This is a genomic window from Frankia sp. QA3, from assembly GCF_000262465.1.
Taxonomy (GTDB): Bacteria; Actinomycetota; Actinomycetes; order Frankiales; family Frankiaceae; genus Frankia.
Map to the genome: position 1 here is coordinate 3,224,655 of NZ_CM001489.1, position 22,984 is coordinate 3,247,638.

A 22,984-nucleotide genomic window follows, 5' to 3' on the forward strand; every position below is an offset into this window, starting at 1 on the left:
GCGAGCCGGCGCGGTCGGCGGGACCGGAGGCGAACCCGGCCCGACGAGCCCGGCATCCGCGCCTGCGACGCCGACTACCGGGACGGAACGTGCAACCGCCAGGGATCGGTCACGATAGCGGACACCGATGCACTCACCGTACGTCCCCGGGCCCGCAGACCGGCCTCCAGACGCGCGGCGGCCTGCGCGAGCCACGGCCACTCACTCGCCCAGTGGGCGACGTCGACGACGGCGATCGGGTGCGCCCCCACCGCATCGAGCACGTGGTGGTGCCGACCGTCCGCGGTGACCAGGACGTCCGCCCCCGCGGCCCGCGCCGCGCCGGCCAGCTCCCCGCCGGAGCCGCCACACACCGCGACCCGGCGCACGAGCCGGTCGGCGACCCCGGTCGCGCGCACCCCGCCTGCCGTCGCGGGCAGTGCCCGGGCAACGCGGGCACAGAAACGGTCGAGCGGTTCGGGCTCGGGCAGCTCGCCGATGCGCCCCAGCCCCCGACACACCGTCGGCACCGTCGCCACGCCATCCCCATCCGGCTGCGTTCCGGCCGGCTGCGTTCCGGCCGGCTGCGCCGCGGTGTCGCCCGCCCCCGCCGGGTCCAGCGGGCCGACCCGGCGCAGCCCGAGGGCCGCGGCCAGCGCGTCGCTGACGCCGGGGTCGGCGACGTCGGCGTTGGTGTGCGCCGTGTACAGCGCGACCCCGGCGCGGATCAGGGTGGCGACGACCCGCCCGCCGGGTCCGGTCTCGGCCACCCCGTGGGTCCCACGCAGGAACAGGGGATGGTGGGTGACGAGCAGCTGGGCCCCGCCCGCCGCCTCGACGGCCACCTCGGGCGTGGGATCGACGGCGAACAGCACCGCCGAGACGGGGGCCTCGGGGTCGCCGACCGCCAGGCCCACCGCGTCCCACGACTGCGCCCAGGCCGGCGGGAACGCCTGCTCCAGCACGGCCACGCAGTCACCGACCGTCGCCACCCTAGTGCTCACCACGGTGACCCTACCCGCACGGTCGCGGGTGCCTACCAGCCGGTCACGGCGCCCGCCGCGGCGCCGAGGTCCCGCACGCGACGCACCCTTCGCCCCGTAACGTCACCTCTGGCAACGCACCTGCGCAGGGGTGGCGAGCCACGAGGAAGGGGAACTCGTCATGGCGGACGTTTCGGTGCGATTCCAGGTCGCAGGGGATTCGGAGATCGTGCTGAACCTCTCGACCCCCCAGGCCGTCCGCCTCGTCGAGGCAATCATGCGCAAGGTCGCCGACGCGATGGCCGCTTCCCCGACGGGTAATTCCGGCCCGGGCGGTCCGGCGGCAGGCGGCTCCGCGCTGGGCGGTCCGGCGATGGGTGCGCCGGACCGGTCGGCCGTCGGCTCCGCCTGGCCGGACATCTCCCCCGGCCAGAGCCCCTTCCCACCCGAGCGTTGACCCGCCCGCCGGCGGTCGGCTGACCTGCCGGTGACCGCCGAGGCCGAGGCCAGGCCCGATCGTCCGCCCACGGCGGCACGCCTCGCCCCGTCCGGATCCCCGCGCGGCCCGTATGGGAACAAACCGGGGCACACATGCCGGATGGACACTCCTGGCGCTTGCTTCCGCAAAAGCCGACACAACAAAGCCGCAACACGATACAACTCCGCACAGCCATTCCTCATCGAAGGGAAAACGATCACGCATGGCGGGGGACGTACCGGTCGACGAACGCGCCCTGATCACCCCGACCGACGCGGCGGCCGGCCGTTCGCTGCTTGCGGCTCCCGCGAGGGCCGACGCGACCGGCCTGGCCGAGGCCGGCAACCCGGCGTCCGACGACGGCGCGCCCCCCGGCGCCGGCGGCGAACGGACCCTGCACCGCTACGGCCGGGTCCAGGTGCTCGGCCGCCCGCGGGACGGTGCGCCCGGCGGGGCGGGGCTGCTCGCGGCCCGCACCGGCGCGGGCCTGCTGCCCCCGGCCGACGGCAGCGTGGTGTCGACCACGGGCATCTCCCCCGGCCTGAACCGGGCCGAGACGCTGGGGCTGGACGCCTTCCGGCTGCGCGCCAGCACCGCCTACCGCCGGCGTAAGCAGGACCGCCCCCGCGACGGCCATCCGTGGGACATGGACCGGCCCTGCACCGACGTCCCGCCCCCGCGGGGATCCGCCGGGCCGGACCCCGACCGGCCGGCCCCGCGCGCCTTCGCCAACGGCCGCTCGCTCCTGCAGAGCCCGCTGATGACGCTGACCGCCGGCGCCGCCGCCGGCCCCGTGGCCGGCGCCGCAGGCTCCCCGACCAGCTCGAAGCTGGAGGGTTCCGTCGCCATCGGCCTGATCCTCGTCGAGGGGCCGACCGTCGACCTCCAGTTCACGGCGGCCGAGCGGACCAAGGTCGTGGCCGAGGTCCAGAACGGGCTGTCCTGGTACGCCACCACGAACCCGGCGGCCGACCTCATGTTCCACTACGACATCCAGCTCGTGCGCCTGCCCGTGCCGGCGAACCCGAAGGCGGCCGATCTGGAGGCCCTGTGGCGGGACCCGGCGATGGGCCGGCTCGGCCACGCGGCGAACTTCGACGGCGTCTACGACTACGTCGACGCGCTGCGCGCCCGGCTCGGCACCCGCTGGGCCTACTGCGCGTTCTTCACCAAATATCCGCTGGGCTACTTCGCCTACTCGTCGGTCGGCGGTCCCCGGATCGTCATGTCGTACGCCAACGACGGCTGGGGCCCGGACAACATCGACCGCGTCTTCACCCACGAGACCGGACACATCTTCGGCGCGCCGGACGAGTACGGCGGCGCGGGCTGCGACTGTGGCGGCCAGTGGGGGGCGTTCGGCGCCCCGAACGGCAACTGCGACACCTGCGCGCCGGCCCCGGCGGACTGCCTGATGCGCTCCAACAGCTTCGCGCTGTGCCGCTACACCCACAGCCACATCGGCTGGGGCCACGGCGTCGGCGGCAACCCGGCGCTGGTCCAGTCGAAGGGGCTCGGCCGCCTCGGCAACTTCGACGTCGTCGTGCCGTCGGCGTTCGCGGGGCTCACCCACGTGTGGCGGGACAACGACGCCGCCGGCTTCCCCTGGCGCGACCCGTGGCAGACCGCCCAGTCCCTCGGCCGCGTCGACGCCCTCGCCATGGTCCAGAGCACCCTGGCCAATCCCGGACCGCTGGAGGTCGCCGTCCGGGCGGGGTCGGCGCTGCACTTCCTGTGGCGCGACAGCACCGGGGCGTTCGCCTGGCACGACCCCAAGCAGCTCGCCCAGGGCGTCGGCGGAGTGCCGTCGCTCGTCCAGAGCCGGCTGGGGGCGAAGGGCAACTTCGAGCTGCTCATCCCGGCCGCGGACGTCGGCATCCTGCACCTGTGGCGCAACCACGACGTCTACGGCTATCCGTGGAGCCCGCCGCGGCTGTTCGGCGCGAACCTGGGCCGGGTCGACGCGGTCAGCCTCATCCACGGCACCCTCGGCGGCGGCGCGGGCATGCTCGAGGCCGTCGCCCGGGTCGGCAGCCGGCTGGTGCACCTGACCCGGGACAACTCGGCGGTGTGGCGGACCGGGCCCGTCTTCGGCGAGGGGGTCACGGGCAACCCGTCGCTGATCCAGAGCTCCTTCTCCGACGGAGCGCGCAACTTCGAGGTGGTCGTCCCCGCCGCCGGCGGCGGGCTCATCCACTACTACCGGAACAACGGCGCGCCGACGCCGTTCTGGAGCGGGCCGCGCCCGTTCGCCGCCGCCCTGGGCAAGGTCGACGCCGTCTCGATGATCCAGAGCAACTTCGACGGCCACCTGGAGGTCCTCGCCCGCGTCGGCGACGAGCTGCACATGGTGTGGCGCTCCTCCGGGGCGGGGGCGACCTGGTCGGCTCCGCGGCGCGTGTTCTAGCCGGCCACGAGATCAGCCGGCGGGGTCAGCCGGCGGGGTCAGCCGGCGGGCGGCGGGTCGGGTGGCGGCGGGTCGGGTGGCGAGGCGCCGGGGGCGTCCCAGGGGCGTCCCTCGGCGGGACGGTCCTTGTCACTCAGGCGCGCCAGCCAGCCGTCGACGAACAGGGCCTCCGCGGGGCTGAGGGTCTCCCGCAGCGCCGGGGGCACCCCGTCGACGAAGACGCCGCGCACCCCCGCACGGGCCCCCACCTCCGCCGCTCGCGACGCCGGCACCGCGAGCAGCGCCAGCCGCGGCGGCAGCGCCGAGGTCACCCGGCCGAGCTCGGCCAGCATGGCCAGCGGGCCGGCGGTGCGATCCGGATGTTCGAGGACGACCAACAGCTCCGGTTCGGTTCCCCACACCGGCCCATTCTCGCCCGAACGCCGGTCGCGGGAGGACCCCCGGGCCCGGTGGCGCCACCCCGGGCGGACCACCGGCGGCGCCGACACGCCCTCGTTCGGTGAGAATCACAGGGGTCGGCGGATGGACACCGCGGCCGGCGCGGGACAAGGTTGGTTCGATGCCCGGCCCCGGCGGTGGACCCGCCGCGGTGCGCACCCCGGCGGCGCCGGCCGATCGGCGATCCGACCGGCTCGGGTGGAGCAGGACCCGGGTGGGCCAGAAAGGGGGAGGCACCGGCGATGAGCGCGCAACTCCCGCTGTTCCCGCTCGGGACCGTCCTGCTCCCCGGGCTCGTGCTGCCCCTGGAGATCTTCGAGGAGCGCTACCGCGCGCTGGTGCGGGAGCTGCTCGCCCAGCCCGCCGACGAGGCGCGCCGGTTCGGGGTCGTGGCGATCCGGCGGGGCCGCGAGACGGGGCCGGCGCTGCCGTCGATCCACGAGGTCGGCTGCACGGCGGTGCTGCGCCGGGTGCAGGAGCATCCGGACGGCCGGTTCTCCCTGATCACCGTCGGCGGGCAGCGGTTCCGCATCGGGGCGGTGGACCAGCACAGCGCGCCCTACCTGGTCGGGGAGGTGGAGTTCCTGCCCGACGAGCTTGGTGACGCCAAGGCTGCCCGCGAGTCCGTGGCGCCGGTGCAGCGGCTGATGCGCGCCTACGCCGAGCGGCTGGCCGCCACCGGCACGGTGCAGATCTCCCTACCGGATCTGCCCGACGATCCCATCGCCCTGTCCTACGTGATCGCCGCGGCGGCCGTCACCGACCTCACCGAACGCCAGGGCCTGCTCGCGGCGCCGGACGCGACCACCCGGCTGCGCGTCGAGCGGGCGCTGCTGCGCCGCGAGGTCGGCCTGCTCCAGAAGATCACCACGATCGGGTCCAGCGAGCTGCGCCGGGTGGACCCGAGCCCGAACTGACCCGCTGCCGCCGCACCGGAGGGCGCGGCTCCAGTTGCTGGAGGTTGGTCACCGTTCTCCGGCTCGACGACCGTCATCAACCTCCAGCATCTCGCTGCGCTCGACCACGTACGCAACGGCGCCTCGGCGGTCCTCGGCGTGCGTCACAGGCTGGGCACACAGTGGTGCCGAGGTTTGGTCACGGTTTTTCGGCCCTGGGCGCCGCAAAACCGTGCTTGAACCTCGGCGCGGTCTGGCCGTGATCTGGCCGTGAAGCCGAAGCTGCACCGTGGCCGTGAAGCTGCACAGTGGCCGGCTGGTGAGGCTGCAGTGGCGCCCAGGAGGAACCGGCCAGGGTCAGTCGGGTGCCCGTGGGCCGTCGGGCCCCGCGCTCGCCGGTCGGGTCCGCAGACCCGTGACGTCCGCCGTGCTCTGCAGCCCGTCCGCCTGGCTCTTCGGCCCGTCCGGGCCCTTGACACCGCCCGCGGGTCCGGGCCCGGCGCTACCCGGACCGGTGACGGGGTGGGGCGGCTGCGAGCCGCCGGCGCGCGGGCGCCGGCTCGGCCGGGAGGTCGCCCACAGGCCGATCGCGAAGGCCCCCAGCGCGACCACCGGCATGACCAGGTAGAGCCCGTGCGCGCGGACCCGCAGGTCGACCAGGTCCACGAGCACCGGCGAGGCGTTGGGCGGCAGGCTGTGCAGCAGATCCGGGGACCGGCGAAGGTGGCCGATCCAGCCGGCGATCAGCGCGCCGCCGATGCCGCCCGCGGCGAGCCCGAGCGGCACCGGGAAACCCGCGTCCCGGGCCCGCCAGAACGCCAGCAGACCACCGACGAGCCCGGCGATCGCGCAGATCATCGCGAAGCGGGCGTCGATGTCGCTCTGGACCGCGAACGCCGACTCGTTGCCGTGCAGGGCACCGGTGATGTCGAGGTGCGGCGCGACGGCGGCCCACAGCAGGCCGAGGGGGAACCCGACGACCACCATCGCCACCGCGCAGATCAGCCCCGCGAGCAGGTCCGGCCGGCCGCCGAGCGGCACCCGCCACCGCAAGCGGGCCGGCGGCGAGGGCAGGGGAGAGGTCGGGGACGTCTCGGCGCCCGGGCGGTCCGTCGGGACCCCCCGGAATTCCCCTGAACGCTCCGTCACGTCGCCCGCCCCGCCAAGAGGTGTCCGTCTCCTCGTCCGCATCACGTTCGGCAGCGGCGCCGGCCACCGCGGACGGTTGACACTATCGTGCCGGGCGACCAGCCCGACCACAGTGGGTGCGACAGTGGTCCCGGGCGCCGGCGCGGGCGGCCCGCTCAGGTCAGGAGGTTCCGACGCGGCGCAGCGTCACCGCCGCGACGGCCAGCGCCGCAATCCCCACGGCCGCGCAGACGGCGAGGTCGATGACCACCTTCGACCAGTCCACGCCGGGTTGGAAGGCGGCCGCGAGCGCGTCCACGGCGTAGCTGCTCGGCAGCACGTCCCGGGCGAACCGGCCGATCTCGGGCAGCCGGTCGGCCGGGATGACCCCGAGGAACAGCACGATGCTCATCCCGAGCTGGCCGGCGATGGTCGCCAGCTCCGGGCGCGGGGCGAGCAGGCCGACCACGGCCCCGAGGCCCGCCAGGCACACCCCGGAGAGCAGGACGACGGGCAGTAGCAGCCACAGGCCCGTGATCGGCAGGTTGTAGAGCAGGGCGCCGAGCACGGCCGTGATGACCGTGCCGGGCGCGGCGAACGTCGCGTAGGAGGCGGCCGTGCCCAGCACGACCGCCGCCGGCGGGATCGGCAGGGTCAGGTAGTAGTCGAGGGCGCCGGCCGCCCGCAGCGCGCCGAACCGCTGGGCGAGCAGGTTCAGCGCGACGAACGCGACCACCAGCACGGTGGAGCCCGCGACGACCTGGCCGGCGGCGGTGGTGTTGTCGACGTCGAGGATGCCGCGCAGCAGGACGAGGATCCCGATCGACTGGAACGACGCGACGAACAGCAGCGGGATTCGGCCGACCTTCGACCGGGCGAGCTGCCCGCGGTAGACCGCGCCGAACGCCGTGCCGAACGGGGTGGCCAGCGGCATCTTCGGCGGCCCGAGCCGCGCCGGGATCGGCAGCGGCAACGGCACCGTGGACGGCCCCGACGACGGGTCCAGGAACGGTTCCGGCGACGGCTCCGGCTGCAGTGCTGAGAGGATCGCCGACGCGTCGCGCGCGTCCGGGACGATGGTCATCGGGACCACACCTGCTGGCCCGGACGACGTAGGTGCACAGTCATGTCCGCTCCAGGTCTCGGGACGCCCCGCCGAGGGTGAGGTAGACGTCCTCCAGGGACGGGGTGGCGAGGCTGAAATCGTCCAGCGCGGCGAGGGCCGCGCCGGTGGTCAGCCGTCCGAGGGCCTCGCGGGCGGTCGCCGGGTCCAGTCGGACCGTCCAGCGCCGGCCGTTGGTCGTCGCGAGGCCGGCCAGCATGGCGACGGTGGGGTCGTCGGCGGGGGGTTCGTGGCGCCAGGCGAGGTCGAGCCGGACGTCGCCGGACACCGACGCCTTGAGCTGGCCCGGGGTGTCGCAGGCGATCACCCGCCCGGACTCCAGGACGGCGACCCGGTCGAGCACCGACTCCGCCTCCAGGACATTGTGCGTGATCAGCACGATGGTGGTGCCCGTCGTGTCGCGGCGGCGCTGTAACGCCCCCCACACGGCACGGCGGGCGACCGGGTCGAGCCCGGTGGTCGGCTCGTCGAGGACGAGGACCGGCCGGTCGCCGACCAGCGCCGTGGCCACGCAGGCCAGCCGCCGCTGCCCGCCGGACAGCCGGGCCAGCGGCCGGTCCGCCACGGCGGTGAGGCCGAGCTCGTCGAGGATGGCGTCCCGGACCTCCCGCACGGCCGCGCGGGGAACGCCGCGCATCCGCGCGGTGGTCGCCACCGCGGTGGCGACGGGCAGCTCCGCCAGGGCGAGGTCGTCCTGGCCCAGGTAGCCGGTCAGCCGGGCGGGCAGGTCCGGGGCGGCGCGGATGTCGCGGCCGAACATCATGATCGTGCCGGCGTCGGGCCGCAGCAGACCCATCAGCTGGCGGACCAGCGTGGTCTTCCCGGCGCCGTTCGGTCCGAGCACCCCGAACACCTCGCCCTGCCGGACGTCGAGGTCGATCCGGTCGTTGGCGAGGACGGAGTGCTCGCCCACCCCGTGTCGGCGGGTGAGCCCGCGGACGGCGTAGCTCAGCACGTCGCCCATTCTCGCAGCCGGCTGCGGGCGATGGCCCCGGGCCGTCGTCGGGGACGAGTCACACTGCGCTGCTCATCCACACCACGACGTCAAGCATGCGCAGCGGGGTGACCGGCGGGCCGCTCGAGGGCACCAGCGCGGCGAGCCGGCGGAACTCCTCGGCGTTCTCCCGAAGGTCGTACTGCATGGCCCGGACGAGCAACCCCATGTACTGCCGCCAGCTGCGGCCGTCGCGCGGGGACGGCGGGACGCAGTCCTCATGCTGGTAGAAGATCCGAACCTTGGAGTCGAACAGGGGAACGAGCGCCGGCCGCTTGCGGTGCAGCACCTTGGCGATCAGGGAGCCCTTGACGTCCCGATCGGAGACGTCGGGGTCGTCGAGCGGGTCGTAGAGCGCGGCAACCAGGTCGAGGGTCACCTCGTCGGCCTCGATGAGCTCGATGCCGGGCGGCAGCTTGTCCAGCGCCCGCTGCAACAGCGGCGTGAGCGCGGTCAGCGTGTGCATCCGGTCGACGTCGACGTGCACGCCGAGCAGGCAGGGCGCCAGCAGGTCGCCCGTGCACAGCAGATCAGGGTCGCCGTTGGTGATCAGGCCGTCGTAGTAGGGGTAGGCGTAACGCAGCCCGCGCTTGCGGGGACCCAGGTACTCCTCCACCAGGCTCTCCGCGTCGAAGACCTCTCGGGTGCCTTTCGCCAACTTCACCCCTGGGCTCCTTATCGTCCTGTTGTCGTCATCGTCGGGTTGTCGTCATCGTCGGGTTGTCGTCATCGTCGGGTTGTCATCATCGTCCGCTTGTCGGCCGAAGTGCTTGTCGTGAACGCCGCGACCGGCGTCGTCCCCGAGCCCGGCAATCCCGCGCTGACGAGGGCGTTCCCCGTCATCCTCCCGCGTGCCCGCCGCCACCGGTACGGGGGTCGACGACGGCGGCGGCCAGGGGCTCCGCGCCATGTCCGCCGGATGGCAGCGACCCGGCCAGATAATGCGGGACGGCGCGCCCGCAGTCAGCGGCGATCCGGCAACAGTGGGAGGAATCTCACGGCCGGCGGCCCGGCGCCGGGCGGCGCGGGATCGACGACCCGAACCCGGGGATCGGCCGCCAGCTGCGACAACCGCCCGGCCGGCGCCCGGACCACCGCGGCGAACAGGCACGCGCACCCGGCCCGTAGCTGCGCCGCGGCCTGGCGGTCGCGATCGTCCGCGGTACCCTCGCCGGCCTTCGCCTCGGCCGCGGCCCGCGCCTGCGCCTGTGCCGCCGCCGAGGCGAAGGCGGCGTGGACGTCGGCGACCGGGTCGCGCACGGTGGCCTGCTCGACCTCGCCGCCGGAGCCGGCGGTGAAGAACACCTGCACGGCCCGGTACGTACCGAGGACGTCGAGCATCTGGTCGGGGGTGACCGGGGCGGCGAGGCTCGCGACGGCGTAAAGGTCCGCGGCGGGTGCGGCAGCGGTCAGGGACGCGAGGTTCTGCTGGCTGGCCCCGAGGTACTCGGCGACCGAGTCGTGTGCTCCGGGGCCGATCGTCACCGTCGGTGCCACGGGCTGCGCCGGTGGCGGGGTGACGGCCGGCGCGTCGGTGGGCGCCGTCGCGTTGGACGGCCGGTCCCGGTCGACGCTCTGCAGCATCGCCGCGGCCGCGCTCACCACGATCAGCGCGACGAGGCCGAGGACGAGCACCCGCGCCCCCCGGTCCACCACGCCGCCGGGCGCGACGCCGACCACGTCGAGCAGGGCCGGCGAGCCCTCGGCCTCGGCGTCGGCCGGCCCGTCGCCGCCCACCCGCCCGCGCCGGGCCCGATCGGCCAGCCGCCGGGCGCGACAGGCCTCGCGATCGGCGGTGTCGGCGAGGCGGGACCGGGCGGCGTCGAGGATGCGGAACACCGTCGGCAGCGCGGCGTCGTCGAGCCGGTCGAGCAGGTTCGCGGCCCGCGGCGTCGGCGAGCCGTCGCGCCCCGCGAGTGATGGCCCCAGGGCCGCCGGCGCCGCCTGCATCGCCGGGCCGGTGCTTGCCGCGGGCGCCTGCTCGACACCGGCGGACAACTCCACCACGGGAAGAGCCTCGACCACGGGAAGAACCTCCACCACGGGAGGAGCGGGGATCGGCTCGACCGCGCCGGCTCCGGCCGGCGCGGTGGGCGACTCGGCCGCGGCGGGCGCGGCCGGCGGGACGTCCGGCGTCGGCGGGGACGGCTCCTCGACCGCCGCCGGTTCGGTCATGCCTGCTCCCGCAGCCGTTCCACCGCCTCCGCCAGGTCAGCCGGGTCCGGGCTGGTGAACTCGACGGGGCCGCCGTGACCGGGATGGTCGAACGACAGGCGGGCCGCGTGTAGCCATTGCCGGCTCAGGCCGAGGCGCTCGGCGAGGGTGGGATCGGCGCCGTAGGCGAGGTCGCCGACGCAGGGATGGCGCAGGGCCGACATGTGCACCCGGATCTGATGGGTTCGGCCGGTCTCCAGGCGTATCGACAGCAACGACGCCGAGCGGAACGCCTCCACCAGGTCATAGTGGGTCACGCTGGGCTTGCCGTCCGCGACGACGGCGAACAGGCCCGGCCGGCGGGGATGGCGGTCGGTCGGCGCGTCGACGGTGCCGCTGAGCGGATCGGGATGGCCCTGCACGACGGCGCGGTAGCGCTTGTCCACCTGGCGCTCACGGAAGGCCCGCTTCAACAACGTGTAGGCGCGCTCGCTCTTGGCGACGACCATGGCCCCGGAGGTCCCGACGTCGAGGCGGTGCACGACGCCCTGGCGCTCCGCGGCGCCCGAGGTGGAGATGCGATAGCCGGCCGCGGCCAGCGCGCCGATCACGGTCGGCCCGGTGAAACCGGGGGCCGGATGGGCGGCGACGCCGGGCGGCTTGTCGACCACCACGATGTCGTCGTCGTCATGCAGGATGCCGAGACCCGCCACCGGGGTCGGCTCCACGGTGACCGGGCGCGGCGGGGCGGGCAGCCGCACCTCCAGCCAGGCGCCGCCGCTGACCCGGTCGGACCGGCCACGGATCCGACCGTCGAGGCTGGCCTGGCCGTCGTCGACGAGAGAGGCGGCCGCGGTCCGCGACAGCCCGAACATCCGCGCGATCGCGGCGTCCAGGCGGACGCCGTCGAGACCGTCCGGGACCGGCAGCGAACGCAGGTCTCCCCCGGCGCCGGTCACTGCCCGCCCGGCCCGGTGCCGCCTCGGCCGGCGGCGTCGGCGGGCGGATCGGCCCGGATCACGCCGGCATCCCCAGCGACCGCCGGGGAGCCGCCGTCCGGCACCGGGGCGCCGGGCGCGGCCTGGTCGGCGCGGGGATCGCCGTAGCGGGTGCCGTCCAGCCCGATGCCCCGCAGTGACAGCACGACGGCGAGGATGCCGCCGCAGACGATCGCCGAGTCGGCGGCGTTGAAGATCGGCCAGTGGTGCAGGTGGACGAAGTCGACGACGTGGCCGCGCAGCGGGCCGGGCGCGCGGAAGACCCGGTCGGTGAGGTTGCCCAGCGCGCCGCCGAGCAGGGCACCGAGCACGATCGCCCAGCCCACCGACCGCAGCCGACGGGCGGTGAAGACCACGACCGCTATCACGGCCAGGGCGACGAGGCTGAGCACGACCGTCGCCCCACCGGCGAGGCTGAACGCGGCGCCGGAGTTGCGGGTCAGCCGCAGGTCGAGGACGCCGGGGATGACGTCGACGGGACCACGGTCGGACAGCTTGGCCACCGCGATGTGCTTGGTGACGACGTCGAGCAGCAGGATCACGACGGCGGCCGCCGTCAGCGTGGCCACCGGACGCCGGGACGCGCCCGCGGCGCCGCTCGTGGCGGCCAACCCACGGCCGACGGGATCTTCGGACACGCTACTCCCGATGGTCGTCGCCTCCCCCACCCGATCCACTCTACGGGCCAGCGCGCACGGGGTGCGCCGACGGATCCCCGCCGGGCACCGGCCGAGCGGCCGAGCGGTCGACTAGACTTCCCTCCTAGCGGCACGGCGTCGACGGGGACGAGTAGCGGCGGGCGCAGCCCGAGCGAGCCGGGGTTGGTGGAAGCCCGGTGGCCAGCACGTCGTGAAGATCACCCCCGAGCCGCCGGCAGAACGGGACCCCGCGGGCGCGAGCCGGCGGTGCCCCCAGTAGACCCGGCCGCCGCGAGCTTTGACGAGAGGCCGTCCCACGGCCCGCCCGGTCCGCCCCCGGCGGATTCGGTCGAGCGGGGACGTGCAAGGAGGGTGGTACCGCGGTACCCCCGGTCCCGGGCGGGACGTGGCGGCGGGCAGGCCCGCCGGTCACCGTCGCGCGCGGCCGGTGAGGCGTCGTCCCTCCGTTGGTCCGACGCCAGACACGACCGAGGAAGACCGGGTCCGCCACGATGACCACCGCCCCGCGTACCCCCACCTTCGCCCCGTTGCCGGGGCAGGTGGACCTGCCCGCCTTCGAACGCGAGACGCTCGCCCGCTGGCGGGACGCCAAGGTCTTCCACCGCTCGCTGGAGTCCACGGCGGACCGCCCGCTGTGGGTCTTCTACGAGGGGCCGCCGACCGCGAACGGCAAGCCGGGCGCCCACCATGTGGAGGCGCGGGTCTTCAAGGACCTGTTCCCCCGCTACCGGACGATGAAGGGCTTCCACGTCCCGCGCCGCGCCGGCTGGGACTGCCACGGGCTGCCCGTCGAGCTCGCGGTGGAGAAGGAGCTCGGCTTCACCAGCAAGAACGACATCGAGGCCTACGGCATCGCCGAGTTCAACGCCCGCTGCCGCGAGTCGGTGCTGCGCCACGTCGCCGACTTCTCCGCGATGACCGAGCGGATGGGCTACTGGGTCGACCTCGACAGCGCCTACCGCACGATGGACACCAGCTACATCGAGAGCGTCTGGTGGTCGCTGAAGCAGATCTTCGACAAGGGTCTGCTCGTCGAGGACTTCCGGGTCACCCCGTACTGCCCGCGCGACGAGACGCCGCTGAGCGACCATGAGGTCTCCCAGGGCTACGCCGACGTCGACGACCCGTCGGTCTACGTCCGCTTCCCGCTGGTCGCCGACTCCCTCGGGCTCGCCGAGCGCGGCGCGGCGCTGCTGGTGTGGACGACGACGCCGTGGACGCTGGTGTCGAACACGGCGGTCGCCGCGCACCCGGACGTCGACTACGCGCTGGTCCGCGCGGCCGGCGGGGAGCTGTTCGTCGTCGCCGAGCCGCTGGTCGCCGCCGCGGTCGGCGAGGACGCCGAGGTCGTCGAACGCTTCCGCGGCACGGCGCTCGCCGGCGCCCGTTACGCCCGCCCGTTCGAGTTGCTGGGCGCGGAGCGGTTCGCGGCCGGCACCGGCACGCCGCACTCGGTGGTGCTCGCCGACTACGTCACCACCACCGACGGCACCGGCCTGGTGCACCAGGCGCCGGCGTTCGGCGCGGAGGACCTCGCGGTCTGCCGGGCCGCCGGGCTGCCCGTGGTCAACCCGATCGGCACCGACGGCCGCTTCCTCGCCGACGTCGGGCTCGTCGGCGGGATGTTCTTCAAGGATGCCGACGCCCCGCTGACCGCCGACCTGCGCGAGCGGGGCCGGCTGTGGCGGGCCCAGACCTATACCCACAGCTACCCGCACTGCTGGCGCTGCCACACCCCGCTGATCTACTACCCGTTGCCGTCCTGGTACATCCGCACCACGGCGATCCGCGACCAGCTGCTGGCCCAGAACGCGGCGACGGCCTGGCACCCGGAGCGGATCAAGAACGGCCGCTACGGCGAGTGGCTGCGCGGCAACGTCGACTGGGCGCTGTCCCGCAACCGCTACTGGGGCACGCCGCTGCCGGTCTGGCGCTGCGACGACGACCCGGACCATCTCGTCTGCGTCGGCTCGCTCGCGGAGCTGTCCGAGCTCGCCGGGCGTGACCTCGCCGCTCTCGACCCGCACCGCCCCTTCGTCGACGAGGTCACCATCGCCTGCCCGACCTGCGGCGCGACCGCGCACCGGGTGCCCGAGGTGATCGACGTCTGGTACGACAGCGGCGCGATGCCGTTCGCCCAGTGGGGCGCGCCGCACCGCAATGCCGAGGAGTTCGCCCGGCAGTACCCGGCGCAGTACATCTGCGAGGCGATCGACCAGACCCGGGGCTGGTTCTACACCCTGATGGCGATCGGGACCCTGGTGTTCGACCGTTCCTCGTACGAGACGGTGCTGTGCCTGGGGCTGCTGCTCGACGCCGAGGGCCGCAAGATGAGCAAGCACGTCGGCAACGTCCTCGACCCGTTCGAGCTGTTCGAGCGGCACGGCGCGGACGCCGTGCGCTGGCTGATGCTCGCCGGCGGCTCCCCGTGGTCGGACCGCCGGGTCGGCCACGAGGCGATCGAGGACATCGTCCGCAAGGTCCTGCTGACCTACTGGAACACCGCGTCCTTCTTCGCGCTGTATGCGGGCGCCGCCGGCTGGCGTCCCGGCGAGGGTCCGGCCGCGGCGGCGCCGGCCGAGCGGCACGTGCTGGACCGCTGGGCGTTGTCCGAGCTCGCGGCCACGGTGAGCGAGGTGGACGAGGCGCTCGCCGGCTTCGACTCGCTGCGCGCCGGGCGGCGGATCGCCCGGTTCATCGACGACCTGTCCAACTGGTACGTCCGCCGGTCGCGGCGGCGGTTCTGGGCCGGCGACCCGGACGCCCTGGACACCCTGTACACCTGCCTGGACGCGCTGACCCGGGTGATGGCCCCGTTCACGCCGTTCCTGACCGACTGGCTGTGGGCCCGGCTGTTCGCCGACGCATCCCCGAAGGCGCCCGACTCGGTTCACCTGGCAGCCTGGCCCGAGCTGCCGGCCGAGCTGCACTCTGCGCGATTGTCCGCCCAGATGGACCTCGTGCGCCGCATCGTCGAACTCGGCCGCGCCGCGCGGGCCAGCAGCGGGGTGCGCACCCGCCAGCCGCTGCCCCGGGCCGTCGTCGGCGCCGCCGCCTTCGGCGAGCTGTCCGCCGAGCTGCGCGCCCAGATCGCCGAGGAGCTCAACGTCACCGCCGTCGAACCGGCGACCTCGGACGTCGTGGACATCTCCGTGAAGCCGAACTTCCGCGCCCTGGGCCGGCGCTTCGGCAAGAACACCAAGGCCGTCGCGGCCGCCATCGCGAGCGCCGCAACGCCCGTGGACGGCCGGCTGACCGTCACCGTCGACGGCGAGCCCGTCGAGCTGTCCGGCGACGAACTCATCATCACGGAGACGCCGCGGCAGGGCTGGGCCGTCACCGCCGAGTCGGGACTGTCGGTCGCGCTCGACCTGGAGATCACCCCGGAGCTGGCCCAGGCCGGGCTCGCCCGCGACGTGGTGCGGGTGCTGCAGGATGCGCGCAAGGCCGCCGGCCTGGAGATCACCGACCGGGTGGACGTGCGCTGGTCGGCGACCCGCGAGGACACCTCGCTCGCCCTGCGCGCCCACGGCGCCGCCGTGGCCGAGGAGGTGCTCGCGGTCTCCTTCACCGAGGCCACCGAGACCACCGAGGACATTGCGGCCACCGAGGCGGCCGGGGCGGCGGGGCCGGACGGTCCGGGTGGCGGCGGGACGGGCGTGCGTTCGGCGGCCGCGGAGCTGGGCCTGGTGTTCAGCCTGGCGCGCCACGCCCCGGCGGCCGGTTAGCGCAGGCGGGCGGCCTGCGGGCGGCGATCCCGGCGCCCCTCGGCGACAGCCGGGGTGCCGGGCGCTCGCCGGCCCGGCCCGGGCATGCGGCGACGCTCGCAGGACGCGGCGACTCGGCGGGGCCGGCGCACCGTAGCGGTCAGGAGGAGGTTCGGCGCAGCGCGCCGAACGGCAGCAGCGCCGCGGCGACGAGCGTCAGGATCAGAGAGGCGTAAACGAAACCGCTGCCGGCTACGATGCCGACGATGACCAGCACCGCGCAGAGCGCGAGCAGTGCGCCACAAAGAGTCAGCATGCCACGTCCTGGTGATCCGGGAAGACCGGCTGCGGGCCAGGGCGCTGGGCGCTACCGGGTCGGGCCGGCGGGTTCGGCGGCACCGCGGCGGCCACGGCGGTGCTCGCCGGCACCGAATCGGGAGGCCAGGCCGCACGCGGCGTGGTCACGGACGACGCGGCCATGGCAGGGACGATCTCTACGAGGCGGGGCGGGGCGGGGGCGAGGCGACGGATCAGAACTCCTGCATGCCGGGCGCCTCGCGCCGGTTGGGGTCCAGATCCGGGCGGCCGTGGCCGTTGTCACGGGCGATGGCGCCGGCGGGCAGCGGCGGGCCGGGCGGGAACGTCGGCTGGTGGCCGGGGCTCTGCTGGCCGCCGTTCGGGCCCATTCCCACCGCCTGCGGCGTCGGCCCACCGGGGTTCAGGCCGGGCCGGGGGGTGTTGCCCGCGCCGACGGCCGGCGGCTGGGTCGGCATGCCGTCCAGGTCCCGCAGCTGCATCTCCAGGTAGGCGCGCAGCCGGGTGCGGTACTCGCGCTCGAACGCCCGCAGCTGCTCGACCTGCCCCTCCAGGCGGCGCTTGTCGTCCTCCAGGCCGCCGAGCTGCTCGGCGACGTGGGCACGGGCCTCGCCGATGATGCGGTCGGCGTCCACGCGGGCCTCGCGGCGGGCGCGCTCGGACTCGGCGCGCGCCTCGCGCAGCGCCTCGTCGGCGGTGCGCTGGGCCAGCACGAGCGTGCGGGCGACCCGCTGCTCGATCTCGGCCTCGGAGGCCTGAGCGGGACCGGTGCGGGCGGGCACACCGCCGCCACCCGAGCCGACGGCGGGGATCACCGTGGTCGGGGCGCCGCCCTGCGGGGCGGGCGGCGAGGGCGGCTGCTGTTGTTGCTGTTGCGCGCGCTCCCTGGCGGCCTGGGCCGCCTGCGCCTGGACCTGGGCCAGCTGGCGGCGGGCCTCCTCGACCTGGCGGCGCAGCCCCTGGTTCTCCTCGAGGATCTGCGCGGGCACCCCGGGGCCGCCGCCGCCGGAGCGGCGGGCCTCGTCGAGCTGCCGGCGCAGGTCGCTGTTCTCATCGAGCAGCCGAGTCAGCTCCGCCTCGACCTCGTCGAGGAAGGTGTCGACCTCATCCTCGTTGTAGCCGGTGCGGAACCTCGTCGGACTGAAGACCTTGTTCTGAACGTCCTGTGGTGTCAGAGCCACGTCGCCTCCTCGTGCGGCATCGCCGCTCCCCGAAGAGAGGGCGGTCTGCGGGCAGTCTGCCGCGCCCGCGTTCGCGGTGTGCACACAACCCCGTCACAGCCTCTGGGCATAGCTCCGCAGCACCAAGATCACCAAGAAGAGCACCAGATACCCGAGGTCAAGCGAGACGCTACCCACCCTCAACGGGGGCAGGATACGCCGGATGAACCGCAACGGGGGGTCAGTCACCGTGTACACGGATTCGAAGATCAACAACAGTGGGCCGGTCGGGCGGAACGATCGACCGAGGACGAGAACCAGATCCGTGATCCACCGCGCTATCAGGAACAGGAAGTAGACCAGCAGCACCCATGAGATCAAGTCGCCTAGTGTGCTGATGGTGCTCTCTCCTGGGGACCTTGGGGACGCGTCACTGGTCCGCGCTCCCCGTCATGACTGGTTGTAGAACCCACCCTCACGGATGCGTCGCTTGTCCGTCTCGGTGACCTCGACGTTGTGCGGCGAGAGCAGGAAGACCTTGTTGGTCACCTTCTCGATGTCGCCACGCAACCCGAAGATCAGCCCGGCGGCGAAGTCGACCAGCCGCTTGGCGTCGACATCGTCCATGTCGGTGAGGTTCATGATAACGGGGGTGCCGTCCCTGAACTCCTCGCCGATCTGCCGCGCCTCATTGTAGCTACGTGGCTGAAGCGTCGTGATCCGGTAGGGGTGCGACTCCTCGACGGGCATCACCCGGCGCATCGGCACAGGTCCCGCGGGGCGCAGTGGTTCGACCGGCGGACGTCGCGGCATGGCGACCGGCTCCTCCCGTGCGTCGATCCGACGGACCGTGCGGTCCATCGGGACCGGTTCGTGCATAGCACGCCGATCGTCATGACCAACCGCACGACGGTCGTCGTCGTAGTCGTCGTCGAGATAGTCCTCGTCCTCCTCGGCCAGACCGAGGTAGACCATCGCCCTGCGCCCGAGCCCCATGGGCGCGACTCTAAGGGACACCATGCCGTTCACCGAACAAAGCGGTCCCGATCCGAAGGTGTGTCGCGCCTTCGGCCACCGCGGCCTCAAGATCGCCTGACATGCCGGCGCTGATGACGGTGGCCTGAGGGTGGTCCACGGTCAGCCGTTCGGCGACGGCACGCAGCCGAGCGAATGCGGGACGTGCCGGTTCGCCACGGGGAGCAACCGCCATCACGCCGCGCAGTGTCAGCCCGGGCGCCTCTTCGACAAGATCAGCCAGCGCCGCGAGCTCCATGGGATCGCCGCCGCCCCGGCCCGAACCGGTGACCACGGACCCCACCCGCCCCCCTGAATCACTCCACGAGTCCAACGAGACCTGCAGACAGATCGACAACGGACGGCCCCGCTCGACCGCGAGCCGGGACAGGACGCCGACCAGGCTCGATCGGTCCACCGACTGCACCCAGTCCGCCCAACGCAGGACGGATCTGGCCTTGTTGCGCTGGAGTTGGCCGACGAAGTGCCAGGTGAGCTCATGCCCCCCGGCCGCCCCGCCCGCACCGGCCGGCGCGCCCCCGCCGCCGGCCGCCGGACCGCCGCCGGGCTCCCCGAGCAGGCGCGTGACCATATTCACCTTCGGGCCGGCCTCCTGCTCCCGGTTCTCGGCGAACTGGCGGGCCCCGAGTGTGTGCAGCATCACGACGTCCTCGGCCGGATAGGTCTTGCTGACTGCAATGAGGGTTAGCCCGGCCGGATCGCGGCCGGCTGCCCGCGCCGCGGCGGCGATCCGTTCGGAGATCACGTCCAGCCGGCGAGCCAGCTCCGCCCGGCGGGCCGGGTCGCCGCCCGCCGCTGCGGGCCGATCGGCGCCGGCGGACGGGTCCGCACGCCCGATCATGCCGCCGGCCCGAGCCACGCCACGCCGGCGAACCGGCCGGTACGGCCGTCCCGGCGGTAGGAGTAGAGCTCCGGGTCCTCCGCGGTGCAGCGGGCAGCGATGGCGATATCGGTCACACCCGCCGCAGTGAGCTGGTGGTGGATGCCGGCCCGTAGGTCGATCGCGGCGGTCCCCCGCCGCGTCGCCGCCGCGCTGCCCGGCACCCGCTGCTCGACCTCCCGGCGCAGCTCCGCCGGCACCTCGTAGCATCCCGCACACACGCACGGGCCGACGGTGACCGTGAGCCGTTCCGGTGCGACGCCCAGCCGGTCGAACGCCGCCAGCGTCGCGTCGATCACCCCGTCGGCCATGCCGACCCGCCCGGCGTGCGCGACCCCCACCGCGGTCGGGGACTCGAACAGCACCGGGGCGCAGTCGGCGACCATCACCGCCAGGGCGAGGCCCGGCACGTCGGTGACCAGCGCGTCCGCCTCCGGGGGCGGGGCGGGCTCGCGTACGACCACGACGCGCGTGCCATGTACCTGGCGCATGTACTGCACCGGCATCCGCAGCCGCCCGGCCAGGCGGTGCCGGTTGGCGGCGACTGCGTCCGCGGCGTCGCCAACGTGATCACCGAGATTGAGCCCGCCGAACGGCGGCGCGCTGACCCCGCCCGCACGCGAGGTGACGAGAACCGGCATGGCCGGAAGTCTGCCTGGCGCGGGTTATTTGAGGAAGTCCGGCACGTCCAGCTCGTCGTCGTCGGCGACCGGCCGGACCGGGCGGCGCGGCGGGTAGGTCGGCCGCGGCCCCGTCGCCCGCGGCGGGTCGACCCGATACTGCTGGCCGTAGCCGGGGTCGGCGCTCGCCGGCTCCACCGACTCCCGCACCGGCGGGGCGATACGCGATTCCACCGTCGGGATCACGGTCGACTCGCCCGGGGAGGCGGGCTCGTGGGCGGCCGGCGCCCCCGGCAGCGGCTCGGGATGGTAGTGGCCGACGTTCGACTGGCTGATCGGCGCCGGCGACGCCTGCAGGTAGCTCGGCGTCGGGGGGGCAGGCTGGACGGGCGCCGGTGCCGGCGGCGGAGGAGGCGGGGGCGGCGCGGCCTGCACGGCGCGGGGCGGGGCGCTCGGGATCGTCGGCAGCGGCGGCAGGATCGTCGTCGCAGGCGAGGCGGCCGGGGCCGGGGCCGGAGCCCCGCTCCCGACGCCGCCACCGGCGGCCCCACCCTGGCCGGGGGGCCGCCGCCCCGTGACGTTGGGCGTCCTGATCCGCCGATCCTGCACCGTGTCGAACCCGGCGGCGATGACCGTCACCCGCACCTCGTCACCGAGGGCGTCGTCGATCACCGCACCGAAGATGATGTTCGCCTCGGGATGGGCCGCGTCCGCGACAAGCTCCGCAGCCGCGTTGATCTCGAACAGACCGAGATCCGAGCCGCCGGAGATGTTGAGCAGCACGCCCTGGGCGCCGTCCATGCTCGCCTCCAGCAGCGGGGAGGCGATGGCCTGTTCGGCGGCCACCGTGGCTCGATCGTCGCCACGGGCCCGCCCGATACCCATCAACGCGCTGCCGGCGTGCGACATGACCGTCTTCACGTCGGCGAAGTCGAGGTTGATCAGGCCGGGGGTGGTAATCAGGTCGGTGATGCCCTGGACACCGGAGAGCAGCACCTGGTCGGCGCTGCGGAAGGCGTCCAGCACGCTGATGTCACGGTCGGTCATCGCCAGCAGACGGTCGTTCGGGATGACGATGAGCGTGTCGACTTCGTTGCGCAGAGTGTCGATGCCCGTGTCCGCCTGCGTGGCGCGGCGCCGGCCCTCGAAGGTGAACGGCCGGGTCACGACACCGATGGTGAGCGCGCCGAGCGAACGGGCCACGTTCGCCACGACCGGGGCACCACCCGTGCCGGTGCCACCGCCCTCCCCGGCGGTGACGAAGACCATGTCGGCTCCCTTGAGGACCTCCTCGATCTCCTCGCGGTGGTCCTCGGCGGCCTGCCGGCCCACCTCGGGATCGGCCCCGGCGCCGAGGCCCCGGGTCAGCTCGCGACCGACGTCGAGCTTGACGTCGGCATCACTCATGAGCAAGGCCTGGGCATCGGTGTTGATGGCGATGAACTCGACGCCCTTGAGACCGACTTCGATCATCCGGTTGACGGCGTTGACGCCACCACCACCGATCCCGACGACCTTGATGACCGCGAGATAGTTCTGTGGGGCAGCCATGCGGTGTCGGTCCTCCAGCGGCGTCGGTGGTCGGACGGGGGGTTACCCCGCCCCTGCGGCGCCGCGGGATGGCGGATTCACGCGGCGAGCGGGGGAAAGCAGTCAGAGTCTCAACCTTCACCGTCAGCTAGACGGTTACAGTTATGTCAACTTCCGACTGTGAATCGGACAGTAGGCACGGCTACGGCGGTGGTCAAGGATGCTGTCGGCGCGTCACGTCCCTTCCTGCCACGTCCGCTTCGTCACAAGCCCTCCCCGCGAATCGCCTCCGGCGATTCGCGGGGACCCCTGGCCAACTGTGATATCCGAACTCCGTCAGATCACCTCCGGTGATCTTCCTGGGCCAGCAGCCCCGCCTCCGGCGATTCGCGGGGACCCCTGGCCAACTGTGATACCCGAACTCCGTCAGATCACCTCCGGTGATCTTCCTGGGCCAGCAGCCCCGCCTCCGAGGTTGGCGGGGGGCGCGATCAAGGGGGAGCGTGGTGAGGCGGGGGGGTGATGGTGTACTGCCTGCGTGACCCGTCAGCGCACCCAGCACGTCCACTTCCTCGGCATCGGCGGCGCCGGCCTGTCGCCACTGGCCCAGATCCATCTCGCCGGCGGCGGGAGGGTCAGCGGCAGCGACGCCGAGGACTCCCCCCGCGTGGCGACCCTGCGGGCCCGCGGGGTGCCCGTCCGCGTCGGGCCCGCGCCGGCGGCGGAGGCGATCGCCGCCGAACTCGCCGGCGCGGATGTCGTGATCGCCTCCAGCGCCCTCGCCGACGACCATCCCGAGATCCTCACCGCTCGATCGCTGGGCCTGCCGGTTCGCCGCCGGTCCGAATGGCTGCCGGAGCTGACCGCCGGCTACCGGCTGGTCGCCGTGGCGGGCTCGCACGGCAAGTCGACCACCTCGGCGATGCTGACCCTGGTGCTACGCGCGGCCGGGCTCGACCCCACCGCGGTCATCGGTGCGGAGGTCTCCCAGCTCGGCGGCAACGCGCTCGCCGGCGGCGGCGACGTGTTCGTGCTGGAGGCCGACGAGTACGGCGGCGCCTTCGCCGGCCTCGAACCCGCCATCGCCGTGATCACCAACGTCGAGTGGGAACACCCGGACATCTTCCCGGACGAGGCGTCGGTCCAGGCCGCCTTCACCGCGTTCGCCCGGCGGGTGCGCCCGGGCGGCCGGCTGGTGGTCTGCGGTGACGACCCGGGGGTGGCCGCCGTCCTCGCCGAGCTGCGCCGGCAGGCAGCGCCGGCGGGCGCGCCGGTGCTCGACTACGGATTCGGGACCGATCGCCTGTGGCGCGCCGTGGACGTCGCCACGGCGCCCGGGGACGACACGGCCCGCGCCGGCGTCCTGCACGCCGGTCAGGAGATCGGCACCCTGATGCTGGCGATCCCCGGCCGGCACTCGGTCCTCAACGCGCTGGCGGTCCTCGCGGTCGCCACCGAGCTGGGCGTTGCGCCGGCCCAGACCCTCGCGACGCTTGCGAC

The 22,984-nt window shown here is 74.1% G+C and carries 21 protein-coding genes; 5 read left to right on the plus strand and 16 right to left on the minus strand.

Features of this window, described 5'->3' with window-relative positions; all coding sequences use genetic code 11:
* Positions 1 to 74 precede the first annotated feature (74 nt).
* Positions 75 to 986 carry a Nif3-like dinuclear metal center hexameric protein gene (locus FRAQA3DRAFT_RS13285; RefSeq protein WP_009739547.1) on the minus strand — a complete coding sequence of 304 codons (912 nt, stop codon included), beginning with the start codon at positions 984 to 986 and terminating at the stop codon, positions 75 to 77.
* Positions 987 to 1,143: 157 nt separating this feature from the next.
* On the opposite strand from FRAQA3DRAFT_RS13285, the gene FRAQA3DRAFT_RS13290 reads away from it, so the two are divergent.
* Together FRAQA3DRAFT_RS13290 and FRAQA3DRAFT_RS13295 are read left to right on the plus strand one after the other, a co-directional pair.
* Positions 1,144 to 1,419 (plus strand): hypothetical protein, encoded by a 276-nt coding sequence (locus tag FRAQA3DRAFT_RS13290; protein WP_009739548.1) that lies wholly within the window; start codon positions 1,144 to 1,146, stop codon positions 1,417 to 1,419.
* Between the two features lie 244 nt (positions 1,420 to 1,663).
* A complete protein-coding gene (locus FRAQA3DRAFT_RS13295) occupies positions 1,664 to 3,847 on the plus strand; it encodes a hypothetical protein (RefSeq protein ID WP_009739549.1) in 2,184 nt (727 codons plus the stop codon).
* Between the two features lie 38 nt (positions 3,848 to 3,885).
* On the opposite strand, the gene FRAQA3DRAFT_RS13300 is transcribed toward FRAQA3DRAFT_RS13295, so the two are convergent.
* Entirely contained in the window at positions 3,886 to 4,248 is a 363-nt protein-coding gene (locus FRAQA3DRAFT_RS13300; protein ID WP_009739550.1) for a hypothetical protein, read from the minus strand.
* A 279-nt stretch (positions 4,249 to 4,527) separates the two neighbouring features.
* Here FRAQA3DRAFT_RS13300 and FRAQA3DRAFT_RS13305 point away from each other — a divergent pair, with 279 nt between their 5' ends.
* Positions 4,528 to 5,202, plus strand: a complete 675-nt coding sequence (locus tag FRAQA3DRAFT_RS13305) for an LON peptidase substrate-binding domain-containing protein (protein ID WP_009739551.1) — start codon at positions 4,528 to 4,530, stop codon at positions 5,200 to 5,202.
* Between the two features lie 336 nt (positions 5,203 to 5,538).
* Here FRAQA3DRAFT_RS13305 and FRAQA3DRAFT_RS13310 read toward each other — a convergent pair whose 3' ends face one another.
* From FRAQA3DRAFT_RS13310 to lspA, 7 genes are all read right to left on the minus strand, one after another.
* Positions 5,539 to 6,330, minus strand: a complete 792-nt coding sequence (locus FRAQA3DRAFT_RS13310; RefSeq protein WP_009739552.1) for a hypothetical protein — start codon at positions 6,328 to 6,330, stop codon at positions 5,539 to 5,541.
* Between the two features lie 160 nt (positions 6,331 to 6,490).
* On the minus strand, positions 6,491 to 7,393 hold the full coding sequence (locus FRAQA3DRAFT_RS13315) for an ABC transporter permease (RefSeq protein ID WP_009739553.1): 903 nt from the start codon (positions 7,391 to 7,393) through the stop codon (positions 6,491 to 6,493).
* Positions 7,394 to 7,433: 40 nt separating this feature from the next.
* Positions 7,434 to 8,396: an ABC transporter ATP-binding protein gene (locus FRAQA3DRAFT_RS13320; RefSeq protein WP_035920944.1), complete on the minus strand. Its 963-nt coding sequence runs from the start codon at positions 8,394 to 8,396 to the stop codon at positions 7,434 to 7,436.
* A gap of 49 nt (positions 8,397 to 8,445) precedes the next feature.
* Entirely contained in the window at positions 8,446 to 9,090 is a 645-nt protein-coding gene (locus tag FRAQA3DRAFT_RS13325) for a DUF6308 family protein (RefSeq protein ID WP_009739555.1), read from the minus strand.
* Positions 9,091 to 9,389: 299 nt separating this feature from the next.
* On the minus strand, positions 9,390 to 10,601 hold the full coding sequence (locus FRAQA3DRAFT_RS34130) for a hypothetical protein (protein ID WP_009739556.1): 1,212 nt from the start codon (positions 10,599 to 10,601) through the stop codon (positions 9,390 to 9,392).
* Positions 10,598 to 11,539 (minus strand): RluA family pseudouridine synthase, encoded by a 942-nt coding sequence (locus FRAQA3DRAFT_RS13335; protein WP_009739557.1) that lies wholly within the window; start codon positions 11,537 to 11,539, stop codon positions 10,598 to 10,600. Before FRAQA3DRAFT_RS13335 ends, FRAQA3DRAFT_RS34130 begins: the two co-directional genes overlap by 4 nt.
* Positions 11,536 to 12,216 carry a signal peptidase II gene (gene lspA / locus FRAQA3DRAFT_RS13340; RefSeq protein ID WP_232292039.1) on the minus strand — a complete coding sequence of 227 codons (681 nt, stop codon included), beginning with the start codon at positions 12,214 to 12,216 and terminating at the stop codon, positions 11,536 to 11,538. The genes FRAQA3DRAFT_RS13335 and lspA overlap by 4 nt, the downstream gene beginning before the upstream one ends.
* Before the next feature lie 512 nt (positions 12,217 to 12,728).
* On the opposite strand from lspA, the gene ileS reads away from it, so the two are divergent.
* Positions 12,729 to 15,965: an isoleucine--tRNA ligase gene (gene ileS, locus FRAQA3DRAFT_RS13345; RefSeq protein WP_009739559.1), complete on the plus strand. Its 3,237-nt coding sequence runs from the start codon at positions 12,729 to 12,731 to the stop codon at positions 15,963 to 15,965.
* Between the two features lie 139 nt (positions 15,966 to 16,104).
* Here ileS and FRAQA3DRAFT_RS36035 read toward each other — a convergent pair whose 3' ends face one another.
* From FRAQA3DRAFT_RS36035 to ftsZ, 7 genes are all read right to left on the minus strand, one after another.
* A complete protein-coding gene (locus tag FRAQA3DRAFT_RS36035; protein ID WP_009739560.1) occupies positions 16,105 to 16,260 on the minus strand; it encodes a hypothetical protein in 156 nt (51 codons plus the stop codon).
* A 214-nt stretch (positions 16,261 to 16,474) separates the two neighbouring features.
* Positions 16,475 to 17,440, minus strand: coding sequence for a DivIVA domain-containing protein (locus tag FRAQA3DRAFT_RS13350; protein WP_009739561.1), 966 nt, complete (start codon positions 17,438 to 17,440; stop codon positions 16,475 to 16,477).
* A 93-nt stretch (positions 17,441 to 17,533) separates the two neighbouring features.
* Positions 17,534 to 17,788, minus strand: coding sequence for a YggT family protein (locus FRAQA3DRAFT_RS13355; RefSeq protein WP_009739562.1), 255 nt, complete (start codon positions 17,786 to 17,788; stop codon positions 17,534 to 17,536).
* A gap of 81 nt (positions 17,789 to 17,869) precedes the next feature.
* Positions 17,870 to 18,415 (minus strand): cell division protein SepF, encoded by a 546-nt coding sequence (locus FRAQA3DRAFT_RS13360; protein ID WP_009739563.1) that lies wholly within the window; start codon positions 18,413 to 18,415, stop codon positions 17,870 to 17,872.
* A gap of 10 nt (positions 18,416 to 18,425) precedes the next feature.
* Positions 18,426 to 19,295, minus strand: a complete 870-nt coding sequence (locus FRAQA3DRAFT_RS13365; RefSeq protein ID WP_009739564.1) for a YggS family pyridoxal phosphate enzyme — start codon at positions 19,293 to 19,295, stop codon at positions 18,426 to 18,428.
* Positions 19,292 to 19,975 (minus strand): peptidoglycan editing factor PgeF, encoded by a 684-nt coding sequence (gene pgeF / locus FRAQA3DRAFT_RS13370; protein WP_009739565.1) that lies wholly within the window; start codon positions 19,973 to 19,975, stop codon positions 19,292 to 19,294. Before pgeF ends, FRAQA3DRAFT_RS13365 begins: the two co-directional genes overlap by 4 nt.
* Before the next feature lie 24 nt (positions 19,976 to 19,999).
* Positions 20,000 to 21,505, minus strand: a complete 1,506-nt coding sequence (ftsZ, locus tag FRAQA3DRAFT_RS38250; protein WP_009739566.1) for a cell division protein FtsZ — start codon at positions 21,503 to 21,505, stop codon at positions 20,000 to 20,002.
* 517 nt (positions 21,506 to 22,022) lie between these two features.
* On the opposite strand from ftsZ, the gene murC reads away from it, so the two are divergent.
* A partial coding sequence (gene murC / locus FRAQA3DRAFT_RS13380) for a UDP-N-acetylmuramate--L-alanine ligase (protein ID WP_009739567.1) occupies positions 22,023 to 22,984 on the plus strand: 962 nt, incomplete at its 3' end.

Coding starts and splice junctions, on each gene's coding strand:
- FRAQA3DRAFT_RS13290 (WP_009739548.1), top strand. CDS start 1,144: ATGGCGGACGTTTCGGTGCGATTCCAGGTCGCAGGGGATTCGGAGATC.
- FRAQA3DRAFT_RS13315 (WP_009739553.1), bottom strand. CDS start 7,393: ATGACCATCGTCCCGGACGCGCGCGACGCGTCGGCGATCCTCTCAGCA.
- FRAQA3DRAFT_RS34130 (WP_009739556.1), bottom strand. CDS start 10,601: ATGACCGAACCGGCGGCGGTCGAGGAGCCGTCCCCGCCGACGCCGGAC.
- ftsZ (WP_009739566.1), bottom strand. CDS start 21,505: ATGGCTGCCCCACAGAACTATCTCGCGGTCATCAAGGTCGTCGGGATC.
- FRAQA3DRAFT_RS13305 (WP_009739551.1), top strand. CDS start 4,528: ATGAGCGCGCAACTCCCGCTGTTCCCGCTCGGGACCGTCCTGCTCCCC.
- pgeF (WP_009739565.1), bottom strand. CDS start 19,975: ATGCCGGTTCTCGTCACCTCGCGTGCGGGCGGGGTCAGCGCGCCGCCG.
- ileS (WP_009739559.1), top strand. CDS start 12,729: ATGACCACCGCCCCGCGTACCCCCACCTTCGCCCCGTTGCCGGGGCAG.
- FRAQA3DRAFT_RS13320 (WP_035920944.1), bottom strand. CDS start 8,396: ATGGGCGACGTGCTGAGCTACGCCGTCCGCGGGCTCACCCGCCGACAC.
- FRAQA3DRAFT_RS13295 (WP_009739549.1), top strand. CDS start 1,664: ATGGCGGGGGACGTACCGGTCGACGAACGCGCCCTGATCACCCCGACC.
- FRAQA3DRAFT_RS13360 (WP_009739563.1), bottom strand. CDS start 18,415: ATGGGGCTCGGGCGCAGGGCGATGGTCTACCTCGGTCTGGCCGAGGAG.
- FRAQA3DRAFT_RS36035 (WP_009739560.1), bottom strand. CDS start 16,260: ATGCTGACTCTTTGTGGCGCACTGCTCGCGCTCTGCGCGGTGCTGGTC.
- FRAQA3DRAFT_RS13365 (WP_009739564.1), bottom strand. CDS start 19,295: ATGATCGGGCGTGCGGACCCGTCCGCCGGCGCCGATCGGCCCGCAGCG.